The sequence below is a fragment of the Streptomyces sp. NPDC037288 genome (assembly GCF_055603265.1).
Genome location: NZ_JBVJVY010000038.1, coordinates 59,662 through 71,381 on the forward strand (window position 1 = coordinate 59,662; position 11,720 = coordinate 71,381).

Below are 11,720 nucleotides of genomic sequence, written 5' to 3' on the forward strand. Positions count from 1 at the left end.
TATAAATGCTCTCTTGTGACGAACCGGTCGATAGGAAGACGATTTCTCCTCGTTCCAGTGCCCTACCTGACGAGGAGTTCTCATGAGCGAGCGGTTGAGCCTCGGCCCGGATGCCGCACGGCAACTCGCCAACACGACCAAGACGACACCGCAGATGCGCGGCATCACGCCGCGCTATCTGCTGCGCGCGCTGCCCTGGATGGACGTCGAGTCCGGTGTCTACCGGGTCAACCGGCGCCGTACGTACGTCCTGGGCGACGACCGCATCAGCACGACCGACGACGACACGCCGCGCGTCATCGCAGGCGACCTCCGCGAACTGCCGTACCTGCGTGAGGCGGACGACACGCTGCTGGAGGAACTGGCCGGCGCGTTCACACGGGTGTGCTTCGAACCGGGCGAGGTACTGGCCCAGGAGGGCTCCCCGGCCGACCGGTTGTGGGTGATCGTGCACGGGCGCGCGGAGAAGCGCGCGACCGGGCAGTACGGCGCGGACGCGCTCCTCGACGTCATCGGCGACGGCCAGTACTTCGACCTCGGCGCGTGGACCCGCGACGAAGCCATGCCGTACCGGGTGCACGCGCTGACCGCCGGCGTCGCCCTCTGCGTGGAGCGCGCGGAACTCGCCCGGCTCAGCGAGCGGGACGAGACCTTACGGGGCGCGGTGGACGCGTACGTCGCCGGCGCCGACGTCATGGCCGGTGCCGAGGTCCCCGTAGACCTCACCGCGGGACACGACGGCGAGCCGGACCTGCCGGGGACGTTCGTCGACTACGAGGACACGCCCCGCGAGTACCACATGACGCTCGCGCAGACCGTGCTGCGCGTGCACACACGTGTCTCCGACCTCTACAACGGGCCGATCGACCAGACGCGAGCCCAGGCGAACCTCACCGTGCACGCACTGCGCGAGCGGCAGGAAGCCTCGATGCTGTACCACCCGGAGTTCGGGCTCTTCAACAATGTCGCCCCCGGGCAGCGCGTACAGACGCGCACCGGCGCGCCGGCCCCCGACGACCTGGACGAGCTGCTGACGCGGGTGTGGAAGCAGCCCGCGTACTTCCTCGCCCACCCGAAGGCGATCGCGGCGTTCGGTCGCGAATGTACGCGCCGGGGTGTGCCCCCGGTGATCGAGAGCCGGTTCGGCAGCCCTCTGCTGACCTGGCGCGGGGTGCCGCTGCTGCCGTCGGACAAGGTGCGGTTCTCCGGGGGCGCCGGCGTGGGTACGACCGAGATCCTGCTGATGCGGCTCGGCGAGGCGGAGCAGGGCGTGGTGGGCCTGCGGCCCTCGAAGGTGGCCGACGAGGTCGAGCCGGGCCTGGCGATGAAGAACATGGGGGTGGACCAGAAGGGCATCACGTCGTACCTGATGACGGCCTACTTCAACGCGGCGGTACTGGTGGAGGACGCGCTCGCGGTGCTCCAGAACGTCGAGGTGTCCAAGTACCATGACTACTCCTGACGCTGCCGGATCCGCGGGCCTGACGGCCCTGACCGCTCCGGTTCCGACCGCCCCGATTCAGACCACTCCGGTTCCGACCGCCCCGGCCCAGACCGGGATTCCCGGGCTCACCGGCCAGGCCATGACTCCGCAGCCGTCCGTCGCCTCCCGGGGCTTCTCGCCCGAAGCGGCCCGCCGGGACGTACCGGTCCTGCACCGGACGGTCAACGGCCATCCGTTGATCTGGCTGGACAACGGCGCCACCACACAGAAGCCCCGGCAGGTGATCGAGGCGTTGGCGGCGTTCTACGCTTCGGCCAACTCCAACATCCACCGGGGAGCGCACACCATGGCGCGCGAGGCGACGGAGATGTACGAGGCGGGCCGGGCCGCGGTCGCCCGGTTCCTGGGCGCCCCCGCGCCCGAGAGCATCGTCTTCACCCGGGGAACGACCGAGGCGATCAACCTGGTCGCCCAGAGCTGGGGGCGCGCCAACCTCGGTCCCGGAGACGACATCCTGGTGCCGGTGCTCGAGCACCACGCGAACATCGTGCCCTGGCAGTTGGTCGCCAAGGAGACACGGGCGCGCGTCGTACCCGTACCCCTGCGGCCGGACGGCAGCATCGACCAGGAGGCGTATGCCGACCTGCTCTCCACGCGGACCAGGCTCGTGGTCATCAGCCACGCCTCGAACGTCCTCGGCACCGTGCCACCGGTGCGGGAGATGACGGCGCTGGCCCACCGCTACCAGGCGAAGGTGCTGGTGGACGGGGCTCAGGCGGTGGCGCACTTTCCCGTCGACGTACAGGACCTGGACGCCGACTTCTACACCTTCTCCGGTCACAAGATCTACGCCCCCACGGGCATCGGCGCCCTGTACGCCAAGCCGGAGATCCTCCAGACCATGGCGCCGTGGCAGTCGGGCGGCAACATGATCGAGTCGGTGAGCTTCGACCGTACGACGTACGCCCCCGTCCCCCACCGCTTCGAAGCCGGCACCGGCCACATCTCCGGCGTGGCCGGACTGCTGTCCGCGCTCAACTGGCTGACGGGCTTCGACCGCAAGGCGGTGGCGGACTACGAGACGCACCTGATGGCCTATGCGCAGGAGGCCCTGGCCAAGGTCCCGGGCCTCGAACTGCTGGGCCCGGCGGCCGAACGGATCGGCGTGCTGACCTTCACCCTGCCCGCTCACACCCCGACCGAGATCGCCGACCGGCTGGACCACGACGGAATCGCCGTCCGGGCCGGCCACCACTGCGCCCAGCCGGCCCTGGCCCACTACGGCCTCGACTCGGCGGCCCGCGCGTCGCTGGCTCTGTACAACACGAGGGAGGAGGTTGACCGGCTGGTGGCGTCGCTGCTGGGGCTGCAGGCCGCCTGAGGCCGGACGCCCGGCCCCCGGACAGGAGTGATGGCCTGCCCGTATGGCCCCGACCAGGGGCGTACGGGCAGGCCATCACCGCGCCCTCTCCCCGGACGCCGAGGCCGGTCCGGACGAACTCGCCTGCCTGGGCAACGCGTTCCCAGAGGTCACACCCAGCCGCGAGCTGGCCGACCTCGTGACGACGGCCGCCCAGGCCGGGGCCGCGACCAGAACCCACACGCAACGCGGATGCCGTCGGCACTGTTCGCGAAACGAAGTGCTCCGGCCCCCGGGGCTGGTGGGCTAGTGTCCTGGGTCCCGCGCCAGTCCTCTGAAGGAGCGTCATGTCCTTTCCCGAGCTTCCCCAGCCCGCGCCTGGTGAAGTGCTGCTGGTCTGCACGTGCTACGAGGAAGGCAAGGCCCTGTGGGGCGGACTGCTCAACGAGATCGGGGGCCGTCGAGAAGGCGACGTGCTTGTCCTCGGGGGCGGCGGGGTGCGCCTTCACCTGGTCGAAGGCCAGGGGTGGGGCTACGTGCACGGAGGTGACGTACCGGCGCTCGTCACGGGCGGCGGCCTCGTGCCGCCGGTCGTCGTCCTGGCGGACGTTCCCGTGGCGTATGGCGGGGCTGGGCCGCTGCTGGTGGACGTGGCGGTGGTACCCGGGCGTGGCGTCCGGGTTCCGTCGGCCCGGCTCGGTGAGGTCTTGGCCGCTCTACTGGGCGGGGCGCTCGCGTTCGATGACCTGGTGCGCGCCATGGACAGGTACGGCATGTACCAGGGGGACGGCGGCCGGCCGGCCTTCTACGCGCCGACACCGGCGTCGCTCCCATCCTTCCCGGCACTGCCTTCCACCGCCGCGTCCCTGCTGGTCCGTACCTCCTTCGACGACGAGGAGGGCTGGCGCGCCCTGCTCGACGAGCTGGGCGGGGCCGACGAGGACGGCTGGGTCGGCGCGGACCTGGACCCGGATGAGATCGACGTGGACCACTACCCGTTGGAGGCGCTGGTCGTCGACGACCGGGCCTTCGAGGGCCTTCTGCCCGGCCAGGTCCCGGCACTGGTCCCGCCCGGTGAGCACGCCACGCTCGTCGCGCTGGCCGATGCCAGGACCTTTGCCGAGGCCGGCCGGCCACTGACCGTCGTCGACCTGTACGACACCCCGGGGCAGCCCGCTGTGCTGCCCTGCCGCATGGTCGGATCGATGGCGTGCAACCTGGAGATCGGCAACATGGACTTCCACGACTTCGTCGCGGAGGAGGGCATGGAGCCGTGGTGGGAGGAGGGGTGATCAGTCTCTGACCGGTTGGGTTCGGCCGTGCTCGTACGGGGATCAGAAGTCGACGCGCTCGGTGTCGTCGATGCGGGCCACTGACTCCTGCCGGAACCGTTTGTCGTATCCGGAGCGGATCTGCTCGATCTTGCTGCCGTTCGGGCGGGCTTCACCCGTCGGGTAAAGGAGGGTGACCTTGTACGAACGCTCGTGCTCGATCGTTCCATGCGCGTCGCGATACTGGCCGTAGCAGCTCTCGACGGTGAGGCCATCGGGGAAGCGCGGGGTGATGAACTCGTCCACGAAGGCGCGGAACTCCTTGTCGGTGACGGGCGGGCCACCGTTCGGCCTGGCAGTGCCGAAGAAGAGTTCGGTCCTGACGTACGGCCTGCCCCCGGCCGCGATGGATGTCGATGCCCTGGACGGGCTTGTGCTCTGGTCATCCAGGGCTCCGTATGCGACGGAGCCGCTCCCGCCGAGGAGCGCGGCGACGAGGGCGACAACCGCGGGGCGGGTTCGGGAGGCGAGCTTGGGCGACACGGGGACGGTTCCTTCCGGTCCTGGCGACAACGCCCCAGGACCGTAGCGAACGGACACGCCCGACATTCCTCGTTCGACACCCACTTCACCCTGCTGAGTGACAGGCGCGGACCACGCAATCGCGACGGCCACGACGAGTGCCCGGCGGCACCCGGCGCACCGCTTCGTTCCGAGGTCATCCGCAGGTCAGCACGGGCTTCGCCCAGTCGCCGTGGTCGTTGCCGTTGCCGTCGCCGCCGTCCCCCACGGACAGGTCGAGGACCTGCCCGCCGGTCACCGGGACGTCGATGGTGAGGGGCGCCGACTTGCCGTTGAGGACGGGCGTGGTGGTGAGGACCTTGCCGTCGAGGAGGACGGAGAAGGTGACGGTGCCGGGGGCACCCTTGTCGACGCCCACGGTCGCGGTGAACCTGCTGCACTGTCCGGCGAGGTAGACCATGACGTCGCTGGGCGAGTTGGTGCCCAGGCCCTTGGTGTAGACGGTGCCGCCGAGTTCGAGTGGTGTGCCGTCGTTCGCCGCGGTGCCGCCGACGCTCTGGTCGCGTTCGACCGGGCCCCAGCCGTTGGTGGCCGACAGGAACGGCAGGTCGCTGATCTGGTCGGTCCCGGCGGGCGGTGGGGGTGGGACGGCGGCGGTGATCCGTTCGTCCGTGGCGGTGGTGGACCGGTGGTGCTGGACGAATACGACGGTGGCTTTCAGCGCGTTGGTCTTCGCCATGTCGGCGGGGGCGGTGACGTCCCAGCTGAAGGCCACGGAGGTGCCGGGCCTGATCCGCTGAGCCGCGGCGGGCGCGGGCTTCGGGGAAACCGTCCAGCCGCCGGGTGCGGCGAGGTGTGCCGTCACGTCGGAGGCTGTGGGTGCGTGGGCGGGCACCTGGAAGGTCGCGGTGGCGGTGAAGTGCCGTCCGGCGCCGGCCGATCCGGGCGCGTTCAGGGCGAGGTGCGCGCCTGGCGTGGCGGGCATGGCGTACCGCGTCCGGTCGTAGCGCGGGCTGTCGTTCTGCGGGACCCTCAGCGACGATGCGTAGCTTCCGTAGTCGGTCAGCGCGACCTTGCCGAGGCCGCCGCTGGAGCCGTCCAGGTTCCATACGGCGATGGCTATCCGGTTGTTCCCGTTCGGGTTCAGGACGCCGTCGGGGACGGGGAAGCTGTGCTGCGGGCCGAGGTAGTTGACGTAGTTGCCCATGTGCCAGCCGTTGACGTAGATCTCGGCGCGGTACTTGCGGGACGGATCGTCGGTGACGGACAGGCCGAGCGAGGTGTCCTGGCCCTTGGGCAGGTCGAGGGCGGCGTCGGTGGTGTACCAGGAGACGCCGGGGGTGGTGTCGGTGGCGGGGAGGGTGGTCGGGGTCCAGTCACCGGTGGGGTAGCCGGGCAGCATCCAGCCGGCACGTTCACCGTAGAGTCCGCCGGTGGCCAGTGGGCCGCGTACGGTGTCGACGGGGGTCTCGCCGCCGCGAACGCCCTGCAGCCGCCAGGTGATCGTGTTCAGCGGGTTACCGTCGAGCAGGGCGCCGGTCAGGCCGCGGGCGGCCTTGTTGCCGTTGGACTCGTCGTAGTCCTCTTCGTGGCCCATGTCGACCGTCAGCACGGATATCACGTTGTCGCCGTTCCTGACCGCTCCGGCCGGGAAGTCGTAGGTCTTCCGGCCGTCCGCGGTGGAACTGCCGAGGAACGTGCCGTTGAGCCAGACCGAGGAGGCCGCGGCCTTGCCGCCGCTCTGCGTGGCCAGGGTGATGCCGGTCTCCTTGCCGGTGCCCGTGAACCTGCCGCGGTACCAGGTGCTGCCGGTGTGGAAGCCGTAGTCGTCGGCGAACAGCACGGGGAGGCTGCCCGGCTGTGTGGTGCTGTGGGTGGTGGTCTTGTCGGCGACCTGCCAGGTGGAGTCCTCGAAGCCGGGCTGCGCCTCGGGGGACTCCTGCCTGTGCTTCCAGTGGGTCAGGGCCGGCAGCGTGATGGGGGCGGCGGTGGGCACGGTGCCGGTGAGGCTGCCGCCCGCCGAGGCCCTTGTGCGGACCGGCTTGCCGTTCCAGGTCAGGGAGTTGGCGTGGGCGAAGACCTCGACCGAGCCGTCCTTCCCGGTGTCGCCGGTCAGATGCAGGGTTGTGCCGCTGGAGTCCGCACCGCGCAACAGGTGGGTGCCGCGGACCAGCACCGGGCCGGCCGTGGTGTCCTGCCGCCAGAAGGTCTTGGCGGTCGGTGTGTCGGCGAGCAGCAGGAGCAGCGGGTGGGAGCCTGCGGTGACGGTGACCCGGGTCAGACCGGTGTGCCGGTAGTCCAGGCGCAGGTCGCCGGTGGCCGGATCCCAGGTGGAGTCGACGGTGCCGCCTGTGGAGGTCACCGTCGGCTTGGACGCGTAGTGCAGGACCGTCTCGCCGTCCGAGCCGTGGTCGCCGTAGAGCACCGCTACGTCACGTCCGGCGATGGTGGCGTTGGTCATGAGTTGCGAGGTGGAGTACTGGAGGTGGTTGCCGCCCAGGTCGTAGTTCGCGACGATGACCGAGGCTTCGCGGCCGTCCAGGGCGAGGGCGGTTCCGGGCTGCTGCGGGACGGTGTAGACGGGCGCGGTCGCGGCGGAGCCAGCGGTCACGTCGACGGCGTCGACCGTCACGAACGTGCCCGTGGCTGCGGGGTTCTTGGTTCCGGTCGCCACGATCTTCAGGGTGTGCGGTCCCTTGGTGAGGCCGCTCGCCTGGTACGCCACGTACTGGTTCTGCTTGGAGGCGCCGTAGGTGTCGACCGTCCTGACCTTGGTGCCGTCGAGGTAGACGGCAGCGACGCCGTGGTTCGCGTCGAGGTTGCTGATCCACTTCACGCCGGTGCCGGTGAAGGGCACGGACACGCTGTCGCCGGTGGTGTTCGAGAACGACTCGGTGTGCTGGTAGTCGCCGCCGGTGTAGTTCTGCTCCGCGCCGACGTGCGACCAGCTGCCGGTGTACGTGATGGCCGGGTCCGGGTCGTCGTAGGTGTATCCGGCGTGGGCGCCGAGGTCGATCGTCACATGAGCGCTGTCGCTGGTGGTGGCGGTGGCGTCGGCGTGCCGCAGGACGTGGAACTGCGTACCGGTGTCCGGGTTGGCGCGCGCGGTGTCGACGATCTTCGGGTTGTCGGTGGGTGTGGCGGGTAGCGCGTCGGTCTTGGTGAGGGGCGCGACGGCCTGGGTGAAGTAGCCGATCAGCTTGTCCTGGTCGTACTTGGGGTCGAGTTGGCGGCTCTCGCGGATGGCGGCGCCGTAGTCATACGAGGTGTAGTTCTCCGGCATGCCCAGCCAGCCCCAGTTGGTGCCGCCGTAGGTCATGTAGAAGTTCTGCGAGGTCGCGCCGACCGCGATGTTCTGCTTGTAGAACACGTCGGCGAACTGGTCGTTGATGAGCTGGGCGCACTTGTCGTAGCCGGGGCCGCCCCACGGGTCGAAGGCGCCGCCCTGGAACTCGGCGGTCGCCAGCGGCTTTCCGGGCACATGGTCGTAGCTGATGTCGGGAACGCCGTTCCACCTGGTGGGGTTGGAGCAGTTGAACCCCTGCGGGTAGGAGTCGGCGGCGTCCACGTCCAGGGCGGCGTCACCGGTGTTGAAGGTGCCGTTGTTGTTGCCGACCAGCGGCACGGTGATGCCGTCGGCCTTCGCCTTGTCCTCCAGGTGCTTCATGTAGGTACGGCCGGCCGCCGAGCCGTGGTAGTACTCGTTCTCCACCTGGTACTCGATGACCGACCCGGTGCCGTCGGTGAGTTGATGGCGCTTGATGATGCGGTCGATCTGCGTCTGCCACTCGTCGCTGTACTTCAGGTACTCCGGGTCGGAGGTGCGGGTGTCGCCGGCCCTGGTGGACAGCCAGCCGGGGAAGCCGCCCCCGTCGACTTCGGCGTTGATGTACGGGCCGGGCCGGGCGATCACATAGACGCCCAGCTGGTTGGCCATGTCGAGGAGCTTGTCCACGTCGCGTACGCCGGTGAAGTCGTAGACGCCGGGGGAGGGGGAGTGGTATCCCCAGTCGAAGTAGAGCGATACGGCGTTGAAGCCCGCCGCCTTCATCTTCTGCAGTGTGTCGAGCCAGAGGGCCTGGCTGGGCAGCCGGAAGTAGTGGAACTCTCCCGACCACAGGTACGTCCGCTTCCCGTCGATCATGAACGAGTAGCCGTCGTACGTCACCGAGTGCGTCGCGGGTGAGGCCGCGGCGGATGCGACGGAGGACGTCGAGACGGCGCCCGCCGCGGGGTGCACACCGACGCCCGCCCCACACACCAGGGCGATGGTCGCAGCGACCGACAAGCGACCTCTGGCTGCCCGGCGACCCGGGCCATGAGCCTTCATCTGGTCCTCCAGCAAGATGACCGCCCCCGAAAGCCAACCAGTGCACCAGAATTGCGGCCTCAGAGGTTTGAGTTATGTGCGAATCTGTTGACATGAGGAGTGTTGCGGGCCGGGCGAGGGCAGCGCAAGACCTCGGGCGCCGTTCTGTGCATCGTCAGGCGCAGAAGTCGGCCGGAGACGACCGCGGGGCGGACGAACTCTGAAGCATCGCCGTACACGGGGGTGTTGACGGGCCTCGCCGACACCCTAAGATCCCTGCTGCTCGAAGTACCGATTGCCATTCGATATGTCGAGCAAGGTCGGCTGACAGCTTCGGCAGGCTGCCCAGCTCCGGCCGGTAGGCACCCAACGGCCCGTCAAAAGGGAATGATTCGCATGCCGTCAGAAGCCGGAGTGCCTCGCAGAACCGTCCTCACCGTCCTGGGCGCCGCCTTCCTGACCTGATCGCTCCCTGTCAGTGGCAGGCAGCCTCCGTGGCTGCCGGTCGGCACACCCAGCCGTGGCCCGGGCTGGCCAGAAGCGGGCTTGCCTCGGAGGGGCGGTCCTGGTGAGGTGATCGTCGTGGCGGCGGACAAGGACGAATCTGGCAACGTTCCCGGTAGCGACGGCCGTTGCATGGTCACGCTGGACGACTACTTCAAGGCGGCGCGTTCCAGAGTCGAGTCGTCTGCCTGGGACTACATCGACGGCGGCAGCGGTGATGAGACGACCCTGCGCGAGAACCTGGCCGGCTACCGCCGCTACCGGCTGCGCCCGCGCGTCCTCGTCGACGTGTCCCGCTGCGACATGCGTACCACCCTGCTCGGTTCCCCGGTCGCCCTGCCCATCGCCATCGCCCCCACCGGCTTTCACAGGCTGGTCACACCGGAAGCCGAGTCGGCCTGCGCCCGCGCCGCGGGAGAGGTGGGCGCGCTGATGGTGGTCAGTACGTTCGCCACCACGCGACTGGAGGACGTCGCACGGGTGGCGCGGGGGCCACTGTGGCTGCAGCTGTACGTCTTCCGCGACCGCACGGTCAGCGAGGATCTGGTCAAGCGGGCCGAGGCGGCCGGGTACCGGGCCCTCGTCGTCACTGTGGACGCCCCGGTGAGGGGGCGCCGGGTACGGGACCTGCGTAACGCCTTCGCTCTTCCCCCGGGACTGGCGCCGGCGAACTTCCCCGGCATCCCCGCTGACGACTCTTCGCCCGAGCTGGCCGCGCAGCTGGCCCGGCGTATTGACCCCGCCTTCACCTGGGACGATCTCGCCTGGCTGCGCTCGCTGACCCGGCTTCCGATCGTCCTCAAGGGCGTGCTCACCGCCGAGGACGCGGCCATCGCCGCCGAGTCGGGGGTGGCGGCGATCGTGGTGTCCAACCACGGCGGCCGCCAGCTTGACGGCTCGGTCACCGCTCTCGACGCTCTCCCCGAAGTGCTCGCCGCCGTCGCCGGACGCTGCGAGGTCCTCGTCGACGGGGGTATCCGCCGGGGCTCGGACGTGCTGGTCGCCCTGGCCCTGGGCGCGCGGGCGGTGCTGGTGGGCCGGCCTGTGCTGTGGGGTATGGCCGTCTCGGCGGCCGAGGGCGCACGGGACGTACTGTCCATCCTGCGGGCCGAGTTGGAGACCGCCATGGCGCTGTGTGGCTGTACGGACCTCGCGTCCGTGGACGCGAGCCTGGTGCGCCCGGCACCCCACGGCCTTTCCTGAGGTACGGCGGGCGGTGAGGGCCGTGATCCCGCGCTTCCACTCGGCGAGGTGCAGCTCGGTGGTCAGGCCACCGGGCGAGCGGCCCGGTGCGTGGTCGTCCGGCTCGATGTGCCCGGCCGCATCCGCTGTGACCTGCAGCTTCTGCAGCACCGTCGCCCGCGTGCCGTGGATCTGCCGGCACCGGAAGAGCGTGTGCGGGGTCTCCCACGGACCGTAACGCTCGGGCACGTCCCGCCAGGGCGAGCCGGTTCGCGCCCGCCACCAGATCCCGTCGAAGACCTGCCGACGGTCGCGTGGCGGCCTGCCCATCTCGGTGCCGCGGCCACAGCGGTTCCAGCCACCGCGATTGTTCCGTGATCTGCGGCTGTACTCCAGCGGATTGACGGGGTCTCAGCTCCGCCCGTGTTGACCGCGAGCCCGCGCCCCTCAGGGCCCGGTGTCATCCCCAGGTCTGACACGGCTTCGCGCGGTCCGACCGAGGTCGCCCATGGGAACGGGAACTGCGGCTGACTTCACGGCCTGCTTACGCCAGGACGATGGAACGGTCCCCAGAAGGCAGTACCCCTACGGACGAGCGAGCGTCGTGAGCGTCGCCGGATCCAGTACGGCGGTGTCCGGCCGCGGTGCCGTGGGACAACCGACAGCGAGAGGAAGTACCGAAGATGGCCAAGCTGCAGAGCCTGGACCCGAACACGCCGATGTTCGCGCAGTTCAAGGAGAAGACCGGACCCATCGTCCTGGCCAACACCTTCTTCGTCCCGAAGGAGAGGAATGAAGCATTCCTGGCCCTTTTTCGAAGGCAGGCGGAGTTCATGAAGGCTCAGCCGGGATTCGTCTCCCTGCAGATGCACAAGGGTACGGCGGACAGCCAACTCCTGATGAACGTCGCGGTCTGGGAGTCGACCGAGGCGCTCGTCGCGGCGTTCGGCAGCCCGGAGTTCCAGCGCATGGCGGCCGAGTTCCCCGACGATATCGTGTCGTACCCGCACATCTTCGAGCAGATCGACGTATGAGTGGGCGTTCAGGTATGCCTCATGCCGGTATGAGAGTTCTGTCGCTGTGCCAGTTTGAGGCCTTTCGACGTATCGATGCGACTCATCACTTCCA

At 69.4% G+C, this 11,720-nt stretch carries 7 protein-coding genes and 1 pseudogene; 5 read left to right on the top strand and 3 right to left on the bottom strand.

Features of this window, described 5'->3' with window-relative positions; translation table 11 throughout:
- The first annotated feature begins 82 nt into the window (after nucleotides 1-82).
- The 3 genes from ACZ7GZ_RS32760 to ACZ7GZ_RS32770 all read left to right on the top strand — a co-directional run bounded on the left by ACZ7GZ_RS32760 (nucleotide 83) and on the right by ACZ7GZ_RS32770 (nucleotide 4,096).
- Nucleotides 83-1,462 carry a family 2B encapsulin nanocompartment shell protein gene (locus tag ACZ7GZ_RS32760; protein WP_471029765.1) on the top strand — a complete coding sequence of 460 codons (1,380 nt, stop codon included), beginning with the start codon at nucleotides 83-85 and terminating at the stop codon, nucleotides 1,460-1,462.
- On the top strand, nucleotides 1,449-2,825 hold the full coding sequence (locus ACZ7GZ_RS32765) for a SufS family cysteine desulfurase (protein WP_471029766.1): 1,377 nt from the start codon (nucleotides 1,449-1,451) through the stop codon (nucleotides 2,823-2,825). Before ACZ7GZ_RS32760 ends, ACZ7GZ_RS32765 begins: the two co-directional genes overlap by 14 nt.
- 326 nt (nucleotides 2,826-3,151) lie before the next feature.
- Complete coding sequence (locus ACZ7GZ_RS32770; RefSeq protein WP_471029767.1) at nucleotides 3,152-4,096, top strand: DUF6924 domain-containing protein; 945 nt, start codon at nucleotides 3,152-3,154, stop codon at nucleotides 4,094-4,096.
- A gap of 42 nt (nucleotides 4,097-4,138) precedes the next feature.
- On the opposite strand, the gene ACZ7GZ_RS32775 is transcribed toward ACZ7GZ_RS32770, so the two are convergent.
- Both ACZ7GZ_RS32775 and ACZ7GZ_RS32780 read right to left on the bottom strand, forming a co-directional pair.
- Nucleotides 4,139-4,618: a DUF3574 domain-containing protein gene (locus tag ACZ7GZ_RS32775; RefSeq protein WP_471029768.1), complete on the bottom strand. Its 480-nt coding sequence runs from the start codon at nucleotides 4,616-4,618 to the stop codon at nucleotides 4,139-4,141.
- A 175-nt stretch (nucleotides 4,619-4,793) separates the two neighbouring features.
- Complete coding sequence (locus ACZ7GZ_RS32780) at nucleotides 4,794-8,885, bottom strand: beta-galactosidase (protein ID WP_471029770.1); 4,092 nt, start codon at nucleotides 8,883-8,885, stop codon at nucleotides 4,794-4,796.
- Between the two features lie 603 nt (nucleotides 8,886-9,488).
- Between ACZ7GZ_RS32780 and ACZ7GZ_RS32785 the strand changes: the two genes are divergently transcribed.
- The gene (locus ACZ7GZ_RS32785; protein WP_471029772.1) at nucleotides 9,489-10,613 is read left to right on the top strand and encodes an alpha-hydroxy acid oxidase; all 1,125 of its coding nucleotides are present in this window, start codon (nucleotides 9,489-9,491) and stop codon (nucleotides 10,611-10,613) included.
- Nucleotides 10,614-10,810: 197 nt separating this feature from the next.
- On the opposite strand, the pseudogene ACZ7GZ_RS32790 reads toward ACZ7GZ_RS32785, so the two are convergent.
- A pseudogene (locus ACZ7GZ_RS32790) lies at nucleotides 10,811-10,919 on the bottom strand (transposase); the annotation flags it as partial.
- 356 nt (nucleotides 10,920-11,275) lie between these two features.
- Between ACZ7GZ_RS32790 and ACZ7GZ_RS32795 the strand changes: the two are divergent.
- Nucleotides 11,276-11,626 carry an antibiotic biosynthesis monooxygenase family protein gene (locus ACZ7GZ_RS32795; protein WP_471029775.1) on the top strand — a complete coding sequence of 117 codons (351 nt, stop codon included), beginning with the start codon at nucleotides 11,276-11,278 and terminating at the stop codon, nucleotides 11,624-11,626.
- The last annotated feature ends 94 nt before the right edge of the window (nucleotides 11,627-11,720 follow it).

Coding starts and splice junctions, on each gene's coding strand:
- ACZ7GZ_RS32760 (WP_471029765.1), top strand. CDS start 83: ATGAGCGAGCGGTTGAGCCTCGGCCCGGATGCCGCACGGCAACTCGCC.
- ACZ7GZ_RS32765 (WP_471029766.1), top strand. CDS start 1,449: ATGACTACTCCTGACGCTGCCGGATCCGCGGGCCTGACGGCCCTGACC.
- ACZ7GZ_RS32770 (WP_471029767.1), top strand. CDS start 3,152: ATGTCCTTTCCCGAGCTTCCCCAGCCCGCGCCTGGTGAAGTGCTGCTG.
- ACZ7GZ_RS32795 (WP_471029775.1), top strand. CDS start 11,276: ATGGCCAAGCTGCAGAGCCTGGACCCGAACACGCCGATGTTCGCGCAG.